14 protein-coding genes are annotated in these 16,884 nt (G+C 66.5%); 6 read left to right on the plus strand and 8 right to left on the minus strand.

All coding sequences use genetic code 11. From position 1 onward, the window contains the following. Positions 1-10 precede the first annotated feature (10 nt). On the plus strand, positions 11-919 hold the full coding sequence (locus G6P88_RS17310; RefSeq protein ID WP_165324296.1) for a LysR substrate-binding domain-containing protein: 909 nt from the start codon (positions 11-13) through the stop codon (positions 917-919). Positions 920-922: 3 nt separating this feature from the next. Here G6P88_RS17310 and G6P88_RS17315 read toward each other — a convergent pair whose 3' ends face one another. Both G6P88_RS17315 and G6P88_RS17320 read right to left on the minus strand, forming a co-directional pair. After that, entirely contained in the window at positions 923-2,533 is a 1,611-nt protein-coding gene (locus G6P88_RS17315; protein ID WP_165324297.1) for a phytoene desaturase family protein, read from the minus strand. 31 nt (positions 2,534-2,564) lie between these two features. Then, complete coding sequence (locus tag G6P88_RS17320) at positions 2,565-3,746, minus strand: aromatic ring-hydroxylating oxygenase subunit alpha (protein ID WP_165324298.1); 1,182 nt, start codon at positions 3,744-3,746, stop codon at positions 2,565-2,567. A 142-nt stretch (positions 3,747-3,888) separates the two neighbouring features. On the opposite strand from G6P88_RS17320, the gene G6P88_RS17325 reads away from it, so the two are divergent. Further along, the gene (locus G6P88_RS17325; protein ID WP_165325269.1) at positions 3,889-5,172 is read left to right on the plus strand and encodes a Xaa-Pro dipeptidase; all 1,284 of its coding nucleotides are present in this window, start codon (positions 3,889-3,891) and stop codon (positions 5,170-5,172) included. Positions 5,173-5,218: 46 nt separating this feature from the next. On the opposite strand, the gene G6P88_RS17330 is transcribed toward G6P88_RS17325, so the two are convergent. The 4 genes from G6P88_RS17330 to G6P88_RS17345 form a co-directional block, all read right to left on the minus strand. Continuing rightward, positions 5,219-5,563: a hypothetical protein gene (locus tag G6P88_RS17330; RefSeq protein WP_165324299.1), complete on the minus strand. Its 345-nt coding sequence runs from the start codon at positions 5,561-5,563 to the stop codon at positions 5,219-5,221. Positions 5,564-5,691: 128 nt separating this feature from the next. After that, complete coding sequence (locus G6P88_RS17335) at positions 5,692-8,037, minus strand: DUF4132 domain-containing protein (protein WP_165324300.1); 2,346 nt, start codon at positions 8,035-8,037, stop codon at positions 5,692-5,694. Between the two features lie 140 nt (positions 8,038-8,177). Next, complete coding sequence (locus G6P88_RS17340) at positions 8,178-8,615, minus strand: hypothetical protein (RefSeq protein WP_165324301.1); 438 nt, start codon at positions 8,613-8,615, stop codon at positions 8,178-8,180. Positions 8,616-8,729: 114 nt separating this feature from the next. Beyond that, on the minus strand, positions 8,730-9,719 hold the full coding sequence (locus tag G6P88_RS17345; protein ID WP_165324302.1) for a GlxA family transcriptional regulator: 990 nt from the start codon (positions 9,717-9,719) through the stop codon (positions 8,730-8,732). Between the two features lie 160 nt (positions 9,720-9,879). Here G6P88_RS17345 and G6P88_RS17350 point away from each other — a divergent pair, with 160 nt between their 5' ends. The 3 genes from G6P88_RS17350 to G6P88_RS17360 all read left to right on the plus strand — a co-directional run bounded on the left by G6P88_RS17350 (position 9,880) and on the right by G6P88_RS17360 (position 12,069). After that, entirely contained in the window at positions 9,880-10,707 is an 828-nt protein-coding gene (locus tag G6P88_RS17350) for an alpha/beta fold hydrolase (protein WP_165324303.1), read from the plus strand. A 66-nt stretch (positions 10,708-10,773) separates the two neighbouring features. Then, positions 10,774-11,565 carry an SDR family NAD(P)-dependent oxidoreductase gene (locus G6P88_RS17355; RefSeq protein WP_165324304.1) on the plus strand — a complete coding sequence of 264 codons (792 nt, stop codon included), beginning with the start codon at positions 10,774-10,776 and terminating at the stop codon, positions 11,563-11,565. 12 nt (positions 11,566-11,577) lie between these two features. Continuing rightward, positions 11,578-12,069, plus strand: coding sequence for a hypothetical protein (locus G6P88_RS17360; protein WP_165324305.1), 492 nt, complete (start codon positions 11,578-11,580; stop codon positions 12,067-12,069). Positions 12,070-12,073: 4 nt separating this feature from the next. On the opposite strand, the gene G6P88_RS17365 is transcribed toward G6P88_RS17360, so the two are convergent. Further along, entirely contained in the window at positions 12,074-12,739 is a 666-nt protein-coding gene (locus tag G6P88_RS17365) for a TetR/AcrR family transcriptional regulator (protein ID WP_165324306.1), read from the minus strand. Between the two features lie 62 nt (positions 12,740-12,801). Beyond that, positions 12,802-13,284, minus strand: coding sequence for an Lrp/AsnC family transcriptional regulator (locus G6P88_RS17370; RefSeq protein ID WP_206335810.1), 483 nt, complete (start codon positions 13,282-13,284; stop codon positions 12,802-12,804). A 135-nt stretch (positions 13,285-13,419) separates the two neighbouring features. Here G6P88_RS17370 and G6P88_RS17375 point away from each other — a divergent pair, with 135 nt between their 5' ends. After that, positions 13,420-16,872 (plus strand): indolepyruvate ferredoxin oxidoreductase family protein, encoded by a 3,453-nt coding sequence (locus G6P88_RS17375; protein ID WP_165324308.1) that lies wholly within the window; start codon positions 13,420-13,422, stop codon positions 16,870-16,872. Positions 16,873-16,884: the final 12 nt, after the last annotated feature.

A 16,884-nucleotide genomic window follows, 5' to 3' on the forward strand; every position in this document is an offset into this window, starting at 1 on the left:
AGGATTTGGAATGTACGACAACCGCCGAAGGCTGCTTCCCCCGACCGGCGCGCTCGCGGCCTTCGTCGCGGCGGCTCGGCATGAGAGCTTCTCGCGTGCGGGAGCGGAGGTCGGTCTGACGCAGAGCGCGGTCAGCCGGCAGATCGCGCAGCTTGAGGACTGGCTGCAGCTGCCGCTGTTCCGACGCAAGGGGCGTCGCGTCGAACTCACGCCGGAAGGGCGGGCCTATGCGGACAGCGTCGGCCCCGCGCTCGACCGCATCCGCGGCGCGACCGAGGCGGCGCTCAACCGGCGGTCGGATCGAGAGGTAGCGATCGCCACGCTGCCCAGCTTCGGGATGCGCTGGCTGGCCCCCCGACTGGCGGGCCTCACCGCGCGGCACCCCGACATCATCGTCAATTTCGCAGCGCGCTCCTTCCCGTTCAGCTTTGCCGATGAGCCGTTCGACGCCGCGATCCATTTCGGCCTGCCCGACTGGCCAGGCGCGCGCCATGATCTGCTGTTTCGCGAGGAGGCGATCCTCGTCTGCTCGCCGGCCCAACTCGCCCGAAGCCCGATCGCCGCGCCCGAGGACGTGCTGCGCTGGCCGTTGCTGATCCAGTCGTCTCGCGCCTCGGCCTGGTCGCGGTGGCTGCGTGCGGCGGGGGTGTCGGCGGAGCCGCCGGCACCGAGCGGGTCGTTCGAACAGTTCCTGATGCTCGCGCAGGCGGCGGCGGCCGGGGCGGGGGCGGCGCTCATCCCCCGCTTCCTGATCGAGCCCGAGCTGGCGTCGGGCGTGCTGGTCTCGCCGCTCGACATCCCGCTCGCGGGGGAGGAGGCCTATTATCTCGTGACCCCGGCCGATGCGACCGAGAGCCGGGCGCTGCGCCACGTCCGCCAGTGGATATTGGAGGAGGCCGCAACCTCCTCCATCGGCTGATCCTCAGGCCCGGCCGCGCAGCTTCCCGTAGAGACCCGCGTCGGACAGGATCACCTGCGCCGCATTGTGACCGGGGGCACCCGTCACGCCGCCGCCCGGATGGGTGCCCGCGCCGCACATGTAGAGCCCCTTCAACGGCCCGCGATAGCCGCCATGGCCCAGCACCGGGCGCGCCGCCCACAGCTGGTCGAGCGACATATTGCCGTGCATGATGTCCCCGCCGATGAGCCCGAACTTACGTTCGAGGTCGAGCGGCGAGTGGATCTGCCGGCCGACGACCGAGGCCTTGAAGCCTGGCGCATAGGCCTCGACCGTGTCGATGATCAGGTCGGCAGCGGCCTCCCGCTCGTCGTCCCAGCTGCGCCCGTCTGGCAGCACGGGGGCGAATTGCTGGCAGAACAGGCTCGCGACATGCTGTCCGGGCGGGGCGAGGCTGTCGTCGACGATCGAGGGAATCAGCATCTCGACGATCGGCTGCTTCGACATGCCGTGCAGCTTCGCGTCGAGGAAGGCGCGGTCCATATAGTCGAGCGTCGGCGCGATGATGATGCCCGATTCCAGATGCTGGCCCGGTCCCGGCAGGCAGGTAAAGTTCGGCAGTTCCGACAGGGCGACGTTCATGCGGAAGGTTCCCGATCCCGCCTTGAACGAGCGGATGCGGCGCAGGAAATCGTCGGGCAGGTCGGTCGGGTCGATCAGCCGCTCGTAGAGCAGCTTCGGGCCGACATTACCGATCACGCGCCGGCCGAAGACTTCCTCGCCGCTTTCAAGGCGCACGCCGACCGCACGGTCGCCGTCGACCAGCACCTGCGCGACCGGCGCCTCCAGGCTGATCTCGACGCCGAGATCACGGCAGACCTTCGCCATGATCGAGGTGATCTTGCCCATCCCCCCGACGCTGTGGCCCCAGGCGCCCTTCTTGCCGTTCACCTCGCCGAAGACGTGGTGAAGCAGGACATAGGCCGAGCCCGGCGTGTCGGGGCTGGCATAGTTCCCGACGACCGCGTCGAAGCCGAAGGCAGCCTTGACCGCCTCGCTCTCGAACCAGCCGTCGAGGACGGTGCGCGCGCTTTTCGTGAACAGGTCCAGGACGTCGCGCTGGCGTTCGAGCGGCAGGCGCGCGAGCGGAAGGCCCTGACGCGCGCCGGCCATCAGCGCGTCGATGCCGTCGCCGACATTGGGCGGCGCGTGCATAGCGAGATCGCGCAACACGTCGGCGACGCCTTCGAGCGCGTCATAATAGGCCGGCAGCACCTCGGCATCATGGGCGCTGAACTTGCGGAACTCGGCTTGGGTGCGCTCCAGCCCGCCGCCCAGCAGCAGATAGCCGCCATCGGGCTGCGGCAGGAAGTTGGACACCGGCCGCTCGATCACGCGATAGCCATGATCGGCGAGGCGCATGTCGGCGATCACCTTGGGGTTGAGCAGGCTGACCGTGTAGCTCGCCACCGAATTGCGGAAGCCGGGGTGGAACTCCTCGGTCACCGCCGCGCCGCCGACGACGTCGCGCCGTTCGAGCACGCGCACCTTGTGGCCGGCGCGGGCGAGGTAGAAGGCGCAGACGAGGCCGTTATGGCCGCCGCCGATGATCACGGCATCATAATGGGTCGACATCGCTTTCCCCCTTGTCCTCGATCTCTGATTTCTAGCCCTGCGCGTGCGGGCGCCGGCTCCAGCCGGGTGCCGGTGCATGGTGCAGGCGGGCTTCGGGGATCAGGCCCCGCATCTTCCGGCAGAAATTGCGCAGCGCCACCTCGGTCTCCGACAGCGGCCCGACGGTGAAGCTCTTCGACGCCATCCCGTCCTGCACCCGCTTGATCAGCCAGGTGTCTTCGCTGTTCACCTGCCGGTTGATGCGCCAGTTGAGATAGCGGGCGGCCTTCATCTCGCGCCGGTCGTCGGGCACCGCATAGGCGATCTCGCGGATCAGCGTCTCGGTCGGGGAGACCGGCAGCCACTGCATGAAGTCGACCTGGTCCGGATAAATGTCGAAGGCGAAGTTCGGCCACAGCTTGAAATAGGTCCACAGCCGCTTGCGGTCTTCGGGCAGGTGCGGAACGTCGGGCAGGATCGCCTGATAGGCGCGCTCCGAGGGGTTGTTCGACAGGCGGTCGCGGATGGGTGCTGCCATCTTGTCGACATGCTCCATCGCCTCGACCGTATAGCCATTGCTCATCAGCCGGGTGAGCCCCGGATGGGCGACGACGATGTGCAGTCCGTCCGAATAATTGTCGCCGACATTCTTCCAGTTCACGTCGCGCGGGCGCAGCGTCACCCGGCCGAAGGCGCGCATGTCGGCGAAGCGATAGGGCTCCACCTCGGCCGCATAAGGCTGCATCATCTCGGCCACCGCAGGGCCGCCATCATCCTCCAGTCGCACGAAGATGAAGCTCTGCCAGATCTCGACCTGAACCGGCACCAGGCCGTGCGCCGCGCGGTCCATGCCGCCATAGGTCTGCGACAGCGGCAGGCCGGTCAGCGCGCCTCTGAGATCGTAACTCCACGCATGATAGGGGCAGGTCAGCCGGCTTGCGCAGCCCGAGGGGCCGTCGACCAGCCGCGCGCCGCGATGGCGACAGACATTGGTGAAGGCACGGACCACCCGGTCGTCGCCGCGCACGACGATGACGCTCTCGCCGATATAGTCGAGCGTGTGATAGTCGCCGACCTGCGGAATGTCGCTTTCGTGGCAGACGATCTGCCAGGACGGGCGGAAGACGCGATCGACCTCTGCCTGGAAAAAGTCCGGATCGGAATAGGTCCAGGCCGGCAGGCTCCAGCCCGCATCGGGATCGGACATCATGTCGGAACGAGGCTGCGTGGCCATGGCAACTCCTGCTTGTTTGACATCTGTATAATAAGCGGCAGGAAGTCGCAAGATGGGCTTGTTTGACGACTGTCAAACAGTGGTGCAGGATCGCGTCAGGCTGACAGGTTGGGCCGTACCGAAGGGGGGCATCATGGCGGGCATGCGGGGCGTGAGGATGGCGATCATCGGGCTGGCCGCCAGCCTCGCAATGGCCGGGCAGGCCTGGGCTGAGACCAGCTATGTCCGCGCCGGGCGACTGATCGACACCGGGGCGGGCAAGCTGCTGACCGACCGCCTGATCCGCATCGACGACGGCAAGGTGACTTCGGTCGCCCCCTATGCGCCGCCGCCCGCCGGGGCAGCGCTGGTCGACTGGTCGGCCTATACCGTGCTGCCCGGCCTGATCGACATGCACACCCATCTTGCCGACGTCGAACAGAGCGCCAACGTCGCCGAGCCCTTGCTCCATTCGGAGGCGGACATCGCGTTGCTCGGCGCCCGCCATGCGCGCGATACGCTGATGGCGGGCTTCACCACGGTACGCGACGTGGGCACCTTCCGCGCCTTCACCGACGTGGCGCTGCGCAATGCGATCGACGCGGGATCGGTCGAGGGGCCGCGCATGGCGGTGGCTGGGGCCTATATCACCGTACCCGGCGGCGGTGGCGAAGTGACCGGCACCGCGCCCGACGTGGGCGTGCCGCCGTCAATGCGGATGGGCGTCGCCAGTGGTCCGGAGGAGGTGAAGGCGAAGACGCGGATGCTGTTCCAGCGCGGCGCCGACTTCATCAAGCTGATCGCGACCGGAGCGGTGCTCGCCGCCGGGACCGAGCCCGGCGCGCCCGAGATGAGCGAGGAGGAGATCCGCGCCGCCGTCGACGAGGCCGCGCGCAACCGCAGCTATGTCACCGCCCACGCCCATGGCGCGGAGGGGATCAAGATCGCCCTGCGCGCCGGGGTTCGCTCGATCGAGCATGCGTCGCTGATCGACGATGAGGGCATTGCGCTTGCCAAACAGAAAGGCGCCTGGCTGGTCATGGACATCTATAATGGCGACTATATTTCGGAAGTCGGCCGCCGCGACGGCTGGCCCGCCGACATCCTCCGCAAGAATGACGACACGACCGAGGCGCAGCGCCAGGGCTTCGCCAAGGCGGTCAAGGCGGGGGTGAAAATCGCCTTCGGCACCGACGCCGGCGTCTATCCGCACGGACTCAACGCCCGCCAGTTCCGCTACATGGTCCGCTACGGCATGACCCCGATGCAGGCGATCCAGTCCGCCACGACCAGCGCCGCCGCGCTGATGGGCAAATCCGCCGATGTCGGCGAGGTTGCGCCCGGCCATTACGCCGACCTGATCGCGGTCGCCGCCGACCCGCTGGCGGACATTGCTGCGCTAGAGCGGGTGGACCATGTGATGAAGGGGGGGAGGGTTGTAAGGTAGGCGGCGTTTGTGATCGCCACTCTGGAAATGGGGGCTCGTGCCAACGTCAGAGACGGGCGCATGCTTGTGTCAGACGGTCAAGCTCGCTGAACAGGTCTTCGTCCATCTTGCTGAAATTGAAGCAGGTCTTGCCTTGTTTGCGCTTGGAAAGCCCCGGCGAGATATCTGCAGCGATCTCAGGGTGCGCATAGAGTGGCATCAGGTGAAAGGCCACGTAACTCTTCTTGATCGTGACCGTACCGAACCAGCCAGGTCCTTTCGTCTTGGGGTCGATATCCGGTGTCCGCAGTTCCAGCGATCCTGGTTCGTCCTTCGTCACCGTCATAGACGGCGCGGCATCGAGCATGATCGCGCGCAGCCCTGCATAGATCGCCTCGAAACCGTCAGCCAATTGCCGGCCTTCCCGTGTCTCTCCCACTGACGCACGAGATTATTTCGGCTCTGCCCCGGATGAAAGTGCCATGTTCTGATCGATGTTGGTGTACATTACCCGTCAGCCAGACGGTAAGGATTGGGTGCTCACAACTGCGCCAGGATCGTCCGATCCGTAATCTTGCTCTCGTCGACCAGCAGGAAGGCCTTGCTGAGGATGATGGACACGAGGCTGTCGCCGGTGAAGGGGAGTTTGATCGTCTCGCTGTGCTTCCCCGGACGGCCCGGAACGATGCAGAGATAGCGTTTGCTCGGCAGGATCTGGATGTTGGCCGATCCGAAGTGGACCGCGTAGCTGTGCCGCTGTCCCTGCACGATCAGAGCCTTGTCGGTCACCTCCAGCCGGTCGGCGATCGCCAGCTTCGGCACGATGGCGGCGATCAGCGTCCGTCGGGTCTCGGCGCTCTGACCGAGCTCGCCAAAGGCCCAGCTGCGCCAATAGTCGCCGAACCGGCCATCCGGTCCGCCGTCGGTCCAGGCCGGATCATTGGCCACGCTGGTGACGGAGACGAACAGGTCGACATCGCGCAGCATCTCCGAAAAGATGATCGGCGGCACCGTCTCCAGCGAAACCGCCCGGCCTTCATTGTCGAGGAAACGGATCCGGTCGGTCGTGAGATGCAGCGGCACATAGGCCGCGCTCCTCTGCCCGTCGTGAACGGGGTCGACATAATATTCGATATGAATCCGATGATGCGGCACGGGGCGGGTGGGGATGCTGTCGCTGTCCCAGCCGCCAAGAAAATCGAACGACCACCCGCGGGCGTGGCACAGCGCGCGGAACTGATGCTGGCGCAATATATGCGCCGCGAAGCGGTTGGAATAGGTGTCGGTGCTGCGCTCGGCATCGGTCAGGACGTAGATTTCGCGATGCGCCTGCTTGATCGGCTGCGTCAGGTCGAGCGCGACGATGCGATCGCGCCAGGCCAGCACGTCTTCGGGATCGCTGTCGAGCGGGTGCCAGAGCCGCACCGTCCCGGCTGCAGGGATCGGAGTGACGCCACTGAGCGTCAGCAGGCAATCGCCTTGCGGCATGGCGTCGAACGCGCCATCCGGCCCTTCGAAACGCCAGATCAGTGCATGCGCCACCTGTCGCCGCAGCGGGTGATCGAGAAAGATCCGGCGCCACGTCGAGGCATCCCAGTGCCGATCCTCCAGCCAGGACTGTTCCAGCCGCAATGCCTGGGCGGCGCGGGCCGCTTCGATGTCCTTCGCGGCCTGCCGGATCGATGTCAGTTCTGCCTTATGGTCGCGCTGGACGGCAGCGGGCACTGTTTTCAGGGAGCGCTTGTCCTCGGTCTGCCAGCGGATCTCGACGTCTGCTGCGTCGACGACGATGCTCGCTGTGAACTCGCCCAGCCTGTGGGTCGACATTCCATCGCGCGCCAGCCCGAACGTAGGCAGCGCGCCCTCTTCGAGATCGGCCAGGCTGCGACCGAGCCGTCCGGCCATGGTCGTAAGGAGTTCGTCGAGCAGCTTGCTAGTCGAAGGGAGCTTGAGCCGGGTCCGCAGGCGAAACAGTTCGGCCGCCGCTGCGTCGACGTCCGCGCTTGCCGATAGCGCCCAGAGCGCCGCATTGCCGAGCTTGACCGAACGTGCACCGACGTCTGGGACCTTGCGGAAGCAACGCTCGGCAAAGCGCCCTACGGCGCCGGTGAGACCGGGCTGGACCCATGCCGAGGCCAGCCAGACAAGTCCCTTGAGGATATCGAGGCTGAGGTCGACTTTGGCTGGATCGGGGGTTGTGGCTTCCATCCATGCGACCAGCTGCGCGGCGACCACGGCTTCGCCGATGGCGTCGACCAGTTGCTGTCCCCCCGCCACCCATTTCGAGGCGGGCCTGCTCTTGTCGCCCGCGCCGGCGGCATAAGCGAGCAGCGCCCGCCATGCGTCGCGATCGGTCGCGTCGAGCGTCGCAAGCCAGGGCGCGAGCGATTGTGCGAAGGGACCTGGCGGAAGTGCGCGCCGATTGCCCAGATCGGGCTCGAGCAGCGCCTTCACGCGCGCGAGGAGCTTCTTGTCGAATTCGCCGCTGGGCTGGTTGGCGAGGAGGGGCGTCAGCCGCCGCCGGAGCTTTTCGAGCGCGCCTCGCAGGGCGCCCTCGGGGGCTTGTCCGTCCAGCAACCGCTCTGCCGCACCGATCATGGAGAGTCCGGCCATGCCATATTGAAGATGGGGTTGCTCGGCCCAGGCCCTGATCGGACCGGCGAGCTGATCGCCGGTGAAGGGCAGCTTCTTCCGGAAGAGCTGCGACGCGATCGTTCTTCGCGTTTCCTCGATTGTTCCGCCGTCGAGGCCGCTATGGCGTTTGTGTATGACGGCGTTCAGCGCAACGGCGACCTGCATGGCCTCGGGGCCATTCTTCAGCCGCTCCCAAGGCCCGATGCCGCCGAGCCTTACCGCCCCGCCCCTGTAGCGCTGATCCCTGGCCACCTCAGCACAGATCGCCGTGATCACGCGGTGCACTTCGGGCGCTGAGGGGGGGATCGGCCCCGACGCGTGCTCTGCGATATTAGTGTCCGTTGCTCTTTCGCGGATTTTGAACAGCTCCGCAATGCGACCGATCAGTCCGGTCATCCGCCGATCAGCGGGGTCAGATAAAGGAACACCGCCTCGCTCTCCGGCGTGACGACGATCGCCTCGTCGAGGTCGCAGACCTGGCGCTCGTCGACCAGCAGGACGAACTGGTTTCGTCCGAACGCATCGATCGCGCGCTTATATTCGATCGCCTCATCGAAGCGGTGGGCACGGAAGGAGCCGGCGTGAAAGGAGGCAAGCCCGCCTTCGGGCGTGTCGTCGCGCAGCGGGATCAGGAAGGATCGCGCGCGTGCATGATCGGCGGCGACCTTGATGCGCTTGCGATTGGCGACGCTTACCTCGTCGGCCACGCGCCTGCGGATCAGTTCGCGCGCGGTAATGCGCTCCGTCGCGAGGCGCAGCTCGAGCGCGGGCCTGCGCTCCCCCGTTGCGGCGCCGAAGCACTCGTCGACGATCTTCAAAACTGGCGGCATGGGCACGCTCCCGCTTGGTCCGCGAATAGTGTTACGGGAGCGGCGTAGGGTCCAGCGCGAATTGGTCAGGAGCAGGGCGCGTTCGGCATTGCAAATTCGAACGAGCCTATCCGCTCATGCCACCGCATCGAGCTCGGTTCGACTCGCGAAGCGGGTCCGGTAGTCGCCCGGCGAGAGGCCGACGACGCGGGCGAAGACGCGGCGGAAGGCGGCGGGGTCTTCATAGCCGACGCTCCACGCGATCTGGTCGACCGGTCGGCGGGTGAATTCCAGCAGCTCGCGCGCCTTGCCCACGCGCAGGTGCTGGACATATTCTATGGGCTTCATCCCCGTTGCGCTCTTGAACCGGCGCAGGAAGGTGCGTTCTTCCAGCCCCGCCTGCCGCATCATATCGGGCACGCTGACGAGCCGTCCCGCGCGCGACTGAAGCCAATGCTGCACCTTGAGGATTGCCTCGTCGCCATGCGTCAGCTGCGGCGAGAATACCGAATAGTTGCGTTGCTCGCGTCCGCCGGGATTGATGAGCATGAACTTGGCGGTCTCGAGCATGATCGATGGGCCGAGCAGCCGATCGACCAGGCGAAGGCCGAGGTCGGTCCACGCCATCAGCCCGCCCGCCGTGATCAGATCGCCATCGTCGATCACGATGCGACCCGGCTCGACGCGGATGTCGGGAAAGCGGCCCTGCATTTCCTGGGCGAAGAACCAGTGGGTCGTCGCCTCTCGCCCGGCGAGCAGCCCGGTGGCGGCGAGGATGAAGGCGCCTCCGCACGTCGAGGCGAGCACCGTTCCCCGGGCGTGGCGGTCGAGCAGCCAGCGGGCATAGGGCGCGGCTTCGTCCGCATCGGCGAGCGGGCCGAGCCGGCCGGGAACGATCAGGACATCGGGGTCGCCCGACATTCCCGGAGCGCTGTCATGCGCTCGCGTGAAGGTGCCGTCATCGCCCATGTGCCAATGGCTCGTCCGCAAGGGCGCGCGCGCCTGGGCCCGGGCATAAAAGGACGCGACCTCGAACATGTCTGTGATGCCGTGGACCATTGCCATCTGGCACCCCGGATAAAGCACGAGGCCGATTTCGGGCCCGGTGCTGGCGTCACCATGCATTGGCGCTTTCCTTTCCCCGGGATCAGCCTTCCGTAGCGTCGCTTTGTCGGTTTCGGCTCGGCATTTGACGGAACTGCCGAGCCCGTCCGCCGACGAGCAAGCGTACATCCTTTCCCATCAGGCCGAAAGACGGCCTCTCGAAGCGAAGGGAGTTACCACCATGAGCACGATCACCACCCGCGATGGCACCCGTATCTTCTACAAGGACTGGGGTGACAAGGCCGCTCAGCCCATGATCTTTGCGCATGGCTGGCCGCTCAGCGCCGACGCATGGGATGCGCAGATGGTTTTCTTTGCGGAACAGGGCTTTCGCACCATCGCCCATGATCGCCGCAGCCATGGTCGGTCGGATCAGCCCTGGGCCAACAACACGATGGACCAATATGCCGACGATCTTGCAGAGCTGATCGAACAGCTCGACCTCACCAATGTCATCCTGGTCGGTCATTCGACGGGTGGCGGCGAAGTCACGCGCTATATTGGCCGGCATGGCACGGCGCGCGTCGCCAAGGTCGCGTTGCTGAGCGCGGTCACACCGCTGATGCTGAAGACCGAGGCAAACCCCGGCGGGCTTCCGATCGACGCGTTCGACGACATCCGTCGCGGCACCCGCGCCGATCGCAGCCAGTTCTTCTACGATCTGACGGTCCCCTTCTATGGGTACAACCGGCCCGGCGCGACCGAGTCCGAAGGTGTTCGCCGGGAGTTCTGGCGCCAGGGCATGATGGGGGGCCTCAAGGGGCAGCTCGACTCGATCCGGGCCTTCTCCGAAAGCGCCTTCCACGCCGATCTTGCCCGCTTCGATGTGCCCACGCTCGTCCTGCACGGGGATGACGACCAGATCGTGCCTTTCGCCAATTCGGCGCCGGAAACGGTGAAGCTGGTCGAGGGGGCTGTGCTCAAGGTCTACGAGGGCTCCGGCCATGGCCTCGCCCAGATAGAGAGCGAGCGCGTCAACGCCGACCTTCTCGAATTCTTCCAAGCCTGACGTGCCGAATTGCCGGTCATCGTGCCGGCCCGGCCGCCCTCTCACGCTGCCTCAAGGAGCATGACGATGACCAAGCAGACCTTCCTCATCACCGGTGCCTCGGACGGCATCGGCGCCATCTATGCCGACCGCCTCGCGCGGCGTGGGCACGATCTCATCCTTGTCGCGCGCCGCGCCGACCGGTTGATCGAACTGGCTCGCAGGCTGGAGGCCGAGACCGGAGTCCGGGTCGAGCCGCTTGCCGCGGATCTCGCTGATCCGGCCGATCTCCTGCGCATCGAGGAGCGCCTGCGCGACGACGCAGCGATCACTGGCCTCATCAACAATGCCGGGATGGCCAATGAAGGCACGATCGTCGATGCAAAGGCCGACTACCTCTCGACGATGATCGATCTGAATGTGCGGGCCGTGACCCGGCTCTCCGCAGCGATCGCGCCCCGACTGGCGGCGGCGGGCATGGGAACGATCATCAATATGACGTCGGTTACCGCGCTGATGCCCGAGGCCTTTACATCGGTCTATCCGGCAACCAAAGCGTTCGTCCTGACCTTCACCGAGGCGCTGCGCGCCGAGCTGGCGCCGCAGGGTGTACGGGTCCAGGCGGTCCTGCCGGGCGTGACCCGTACACAGATCTGGAGCGAGGAAGCCATGGCAGGCCTGCCGGCCTCAATGGTGATGGAAGCCGACGACATGGTCGATGCCGCGCTCGCAGGGCTCGACATGGACGAGGGCGTTACCATTCCTTCGCTGCCCGACAGCGAGGCCTATCGAGCCTACATCACCGCGCGCGACGCGCTGCATCCCGAGCTTTCCCTGTCCACGCCGGCCGCCCGCTACGGCGTGCCCGCCCGCGCATAAGGGAGACCTGCCATGATGTTCGGCCTCTCACTCGCTCAGTTCATCATTCTGCACGTGGCGATCAGCCTGATCGGGATCGGCACCGGGCTATGGGCGATGATCGCCTATGCCCGGGGCAGGGGCTTCCTCCCGGTCAGCGGCGGCTTTTTTCTGGTAACCACGGCAGCCACCACGATCACCGGCTTCCTCTTTCCATTTGCCGGCCTGACCCCGGCCGTCATCACGGGGCTGGTCTCGACCCTGGTGCTGGCAGTGGCGTTCGCCGCCCGCTACGTCGCGACGGGAAGCGGCCGCGCCGAGACTGCCTATGCGGTCAGCGCGACGGCGGCGCTCTATCTCAACATCTTCGTTCTCGTGGTGCAGATGTTCCAGAAGATCCCGGCCCTCAACGCGCTTGCGCCCACCGGCACCGAGCCGCCGTTCCTGGTCGCTCAACTGCTGGTGCTGGCGGCGCATGGGGTTCTGGGTTTCGTTGCATGGCGCCGGGTGAGGCGCGTCGATTGAGTGCTTATGCTGAGGCCGTTCCCTGCCCATCTTCCACCGGCGCCAGCCGGCGGAGCATGGTGCGGGCGAGGGTGAGGGCGCGCTCGCGCGTCAGGCGTTCCTGCGACAGGCTGTAGTCGAGCCACAGCCCGTCCATCGTCGCGGAGATCAGCGTCGCCATGTCGCGGGGCGGGACCGGCCCCTGCGGCAGGCGGGCGACGGCGCGGTCGAGGAGGGTCTGGAGACGTTCGTTATAGTGGCGGCTGACCTCGGCGAAGTCGGCATTGCTGCGGACCAGCGTCCAAAAGGCGATCCAGGCGCCCAATATGTCGGGGTTCGACCATTCCTCGCTGAAATGCACCTCGAACAGCCGGTCGATCGTCGTCCAGGGGTCGGGGTGTTCGGCCTCCACCTCCTCGGCGAAGCGGCCGATGAAATTGTCGCACAGCTCCTGATAGGTCTCGAGCAGCAGGTTCTCGGGATTGCTGAAATAATGGCGGAGCAGGCCGTGCGAGACGCCGGCCTGGCGGCAGATTTCCCGCCCTGTGGCGCCACGCGGTCCGAGGGTTGCGAGGCAGCGGATCGTGACGGCGAGCAGGTCCTGGCGGCGGATGTCGGGAGCCTGGCGCGCGCGGCGGGCCGGTCCCTTCGCTGCGGTCGCCCCAGCGGTCTTTGCGTCCGAAGCTTTCATCTACCTCTTCTCTAGGAGCCTCCGACCCAAAGCGGAAGGGGAGGCCCCGGCCCCATATATGCCTAGCGCACCGCCCCCTTGATGAGCGGAGCGGGGCGGTTGATGAAGGATTTGAGCGCGAAGCTGCTCTGGATATGCGCGACGCCGGGGATGTTGGTCAGCACGTCCAGGAAGTCGCGATAATGGTCGAGGTCGCGCACCACGCAGCGCAGCAGATAGTCCGACCCGCCCGACATCAGGAAGCCGCTCATCACCTCCGCCAGCGAGGCGACCTCGGCCTCGAAGGCGTCGAGCGAGGCGCGCACCTGCTTTTCCAGCGTGATCGATACGAACACGCTCATCGCCCCGGCCAGCTGCTTTTCGTCGAGCCGCGCGAAATAGCCGGTGATGTAGCCGGCCTCTTCCAGCTGCCGGACGCGCCGGATCGTCGGCGTCAGCGACAGACCGATATCGTCGGCCAGGTCACGCCAGGTGATCCGGCCGTCCTGGCTTAGCGTCTGCAGGATTCGAATGTCATAGCCGTCGAGGTCCGCCATCGCGGTCATCTCCTCATGATTTAGAGGATATCACCATATATCTCATCGATCGTGGTTCAAGATACCAAGATGGGCCGATATAGCGGAAAATTTGGAAACCCTTCCCAAGGGCCTTCAGCTATCTTCGCGGGCAGGAGACCCGCGATGAATCACAACCGTATCGTTAGCCTGGACGCCATCTATACCGCCGAGAGCGGTCCGACCTTCATGACCGGCATCCAAGCGCTCGTGCGGCTGCCGCTGATGCAGCGCCGGCTCGACCGCGCACGGGGCCTCAACACCGCCGGGCTCGTCTCGGGCTATCGCGGGTCGCCGGTCGGCGCTTACGACCAGCAGCTGTGGAAGGCGCAGAGCTATCTCGATGCGCATGATGTCGTTTTCCAGCCGGGGCTGAACGAGGATCTCGCGGCGACGGCGCTGTGGGGGGCGCAGATGCACAAGGCGTTCGGCCAGACGAAGGCCGATGGCGTCTTCGGCATCTGGTATGGCAAGGGCAATGGCGTCGATCGGACCGGCGACGTGTTCCGCAACGCGAACATGCTCGGCACCTCGCCGCTGGGCGGCGTGCTGGCGATCGGCGGCGACGATCATGCGGCGCAATCCTCGATGTTCCCGCACCAGACCGACGGCATATTCCAGTCGGTGATGATGCCGGTCATCCAGCCGGCCAACGTCTCCGAAATCCTTACGCTGGGCCTCGCCGGCTTCGCCCTGTCGCGCTTCTCCGGCCTGTGGGTGGCGATGAAGACGATCGCCGAGGTGGTCGAGAGCGCTGCGAGCTTCGAGCTGCCCGACGCCCATCCGCTCTTTCACGCGCCGACCGACGTCGTGCCGGCCCATGGGCTCAACTGGGACCCGACGATCCAATGGCCCGCCCAGCGCGCCGAATATGAGCGGCGCATGATCGAGGAGCGCCTGCCGGCCGCCGTCGCCTGGGCGACCGCGAACCGGATCGACCGGACGATCTTCGCCAGCAGCAAGGCGCGCCTGTGCGTCGTCACGGTCGGCAAGGCGCATCAGGACTTCATGCAGGCGCTCAGCAACCTGGGCATCGGCGAGGACGAGGCGGATGCGCTGGGCCTGTCGATCCACAAGGTGGCGATGAGCTGGCCGCTCGCCACCGCGCCGCTGCTCGATCTGGCCGGGAAGGCGGAGGAGATTTTCGTCGTCGAGGAAAAGGGCCCGACCGTCGAGAACCAGATCAAGGCCGCGCTGTTCAACCGGGCAGGTCCGCGCGCCCGCGTGACGGGCAAGACCGATGCCGAGGGCAAGCCGCTGCTTCCGGTCGTGATGGAGTTCGATCCGATGATGGTCGCGCGCGCGCTGGTGTCGCGGATCGCGCAGGATCCGCTCGGGCTCGCCGCCCGCCTCGAGACGCTGCAGAGCCGCAAGGCTGGCGGCGAGGTCGTGCCCTTTCCGGCGCGCAAGCCCTTCTTCTGCTCGGGTTGCCCCCACAACAGCTCGACCCCCACGCCCGAGGGGTCGATTTCGGGCGGCGGGATCGGCTGCCATGTCATGGCCTTGTCGGTGCCCAAGCTGAAGACCTCGACCTTCAGCCAGATGGGCGGCGAGGGGATGCAATGGGTGGGCGCCGCGCCCTTTTCCGAGACGAAGCACATCTTCCAGAATCTTGGCGATGGCACCTATCAGCATAGCGGCCTGCTCGCGATCCGCGGCGCGGTTGCGTCTAAGGCGAACATCACCTTCAAGATACTCTACAACGACGCGGTTGCGATGACCGGCGGGCAGCCGGCCGAGGGCGTCATCGAGCCCGCGCGGATCGTCGCCCAGCTGAAAGCCGAGGGCGTCTCGCATGTTCGCCTCGTCAGCGACGATCCTGCCAAGTGGCGCGGGTTGGGGGACGTGATCGTCGGCCACCGCGACGAGATGGATGCGATCCAGCGCGAGCTGCGCGACATGCCGGGCGTGACGGCGATCGTCTATGAACAGACCTGCGCGGCCGAGAAGCGCCGCCGCCGCAAGCGCGGTGGCTTCCCCGATCCCGATCGCCGCCTGTTCATCAACCCGCGCGTCTGCGAGGGCTGCGGTGACTGCTCGGTTCAGTCGAACTGCATCGCGGTGCAGCCGGTGCAGACGCCGCAGGGGACGAAGCGCCGGATCGACCAGTCGGCCTGCAACAAGGATTTCTCCTGCGTGAAGGGCTTCTGCCCCAGCTTCGTCGAGATCGACGGGCCGGTGCTGCGCCGCCCCGAGGCGGCAAGGATCGAGGCGATGGAGAAGGAGCGTTTTCCGGCACTTCCCGCGCCTGCAATCCCCGCGCTCGACGGCGTGTTCAACGTCTATGTCGCCGGAATCGGCGGGCTGGGCGTTCTCACCGTCGGCGCGCTGCTCGGCATGTCGGCGCATCTCGATGGGCTGTCCTCGACCGTGCTCGACTTCACCGGTCTCGCCCAGAAGAATGGCGCGGTGGTCAGTCAGGTGCGCATCGCGCGCGGCGATATCCATGCGGTCCGGATCGGGCAGGGCGATGCCGACCTCGTGCTCGGTACCGATGCCGTCGTGGCGAGCAGCCCCGACGCGCTCCGCAAATTCGCGGTTGGACGCGGCGCGATCGTCCTCAATGCCGACGAGACCCCGACCGCCGACGTGGTGATGGACCGCGATGCCACGCTCCCCACCGCTGGCATGCTCGACCTGCTGATGAAGCGGGCGGGCGATCGCGGATTCCTGCTCAACGCGACGCGTATCGCCGAGGGGCTGTTCGGCAACAATGTCGCGGCGAACACGCTGATGGTGGGCTATGCCTGGCAGAAGGGGTTACTGCCGATCTCGGCCGAGGCTTTCGCGGCGGCGATCGAGTCCAATGGTGCTGCGGTCGGTCTCAACAAGCGCGCCTTCGCCTGGGGCCGCCTCGCGGCGGTCGACTTGGCGGCGGTGGAGCGCATGGCCGGCCTCGCTGCGGAGCCGGCTCCGGTCGAGGATATCGACACCCTTATCGCCCGTCACAGCGCCGATCTCGTCTCCTATCAGGACGAGGCCTATGCCGCCCGCTATGCGGAGCTCGTCGATCGCGTGCGCGCGACCGTGGCACAGAGCGGGAATCCGGATGAGGCGCTGCTGCGCGCGGTGGCAGCCAATGCCTATAAGCTGATGGCCTATAAGGACGAATATGAAGTCGCCCGGCTCTATTCGGAGCCGGCCTTCCGCGAGGCATTGTCGGCGCAGTTTGCCTCGACGCGGCGGCTGTCGGTGTATCTCGCTCCGCCGATGCTGTCGCGGACAGACCCTGCGACGGGCCGACCCGCCAAGCGCAAGTTCGGGCCTTGGATCTTCAAGGCCATGGCGCTGCTCGCCAAGGGCAAGCGCCTGCGCGGCAGCTGGGCCGATCCGTTCGGACGCACGGCGGAGCGTCGTGCCGAGCGGGCGCTGCGCGACGAATATCTCGCGACGGTCGAGATGCTCTGCGACCGGCTCGACCGCACAGCGCCCGACACCGCGCTGGCGCTCGCCGCATTGCCCGACATGGTGCGCGGCTATGGCCCGGTGAAGGAGGAAGCCATGGCGCGCTATGCCGAGGCTCGGGCGGCACTCATCGCACGGCTCGATGAGCGGCCATCCGAGCGGGTCGCCGCCTGACGGGCAATCCGG

This window comes from Rhizorhabdus phycosphaerae (genome assembly GCF_011044255.1).
GTDB classification, from domain to species: domain Bacteria; phylum Pseudomonadota; class Alphaproteobacteria; order Sphingomonadales; family Sphingomonadaceae; genus Rhizorhabdus; species Rhizorhabdus phycosphaerae.

Bases quoted from the DNA above. Each gene is read 5' to 3' on its own strand.
- G6P88_RS17320 (WP_165324298.1), bottom strand. From the start codon at position 3,746: ATGGCCACGCAGCCTCGTTCCGACATGATGTCCGATCCCGATGCGGGC.
- G6P88_RS17350 (WP_165324303.1), top strand. From the start codon at position 9,880: ATGAGCACGATCACCACCCGCGATGGCACCCGTATCTTCTACAAGGAC.
- G6P88_RS17365 (WP_165324306.1), bottom strand. From the start codon at position 12,739: ATGAAAGCTTCGGACGCAAAGACCGCTGGGGCGACCGCAGCGAAGGGA.
- G6P88_RS17310 (WP_165324296.1), top strand. From the start codon at position 11: ATGTACGACAACCGCCGAAGGCTGCTTCCCCCGACCGGCGCGCTCGCG.
- G6P88_RS17345 (WP_165324302.1), bottom strand. From the start codon at position 9,719: ATGCATGGTGACGCCAGCACCGGGCCCGAAATCGGCCTCGTGCTTTAT.
- G6P88_RS17355 (WP_165324304.1), top strand. From the start codon at position 10,774: ATGACCAAGCAGACCTTCCTCATCACCGGTGCCTCGGACGGCATCGGC.
- G6P88_RS17370 (WP_206335810.1), bottom strand. From the start codon at position 13,284: ATGACCGCGATGGCGGACCTCGACGGCTATGACATTCGAATCCTGCAG.
- G6P88_RS17325 (WP_165325269.1), top strand. From the start codon at position 3,889: ATGCGGGGCGTGAGGATGGCGATCATCGGGCTGGCCGCCAGCCTCGCA.
- G6P88_RS17340 (WP_165324301.1), bottom strand. From the start codon at position 8,615: ATGCCGCCAGTTTTGAAGATCGTCGACGAGTGCTTCGGCGCCGCAACG.
- G6P88_RS17375 (WP_165324308.1), top strand. From the start codon at position 13,420: ATGAATCACAACCGTATCGTTAGCCTGGACGCCATCTATACCGCCGAG.
- G6P88_RS17360 (WP_165324305.1), top strand. From the start codon at position 11,578: ATGATGTTCGGCCTCTCACTCGCTCAGTTCATCATTCTGCACGTGGCG.
- G6P88_RS17315 (WP_165324297.1), bottom strand. From the start codon at position 2,533: ATGTCGACCCATTATGATGCCGTGATCATCGGCGGCGGCCATAACGGC.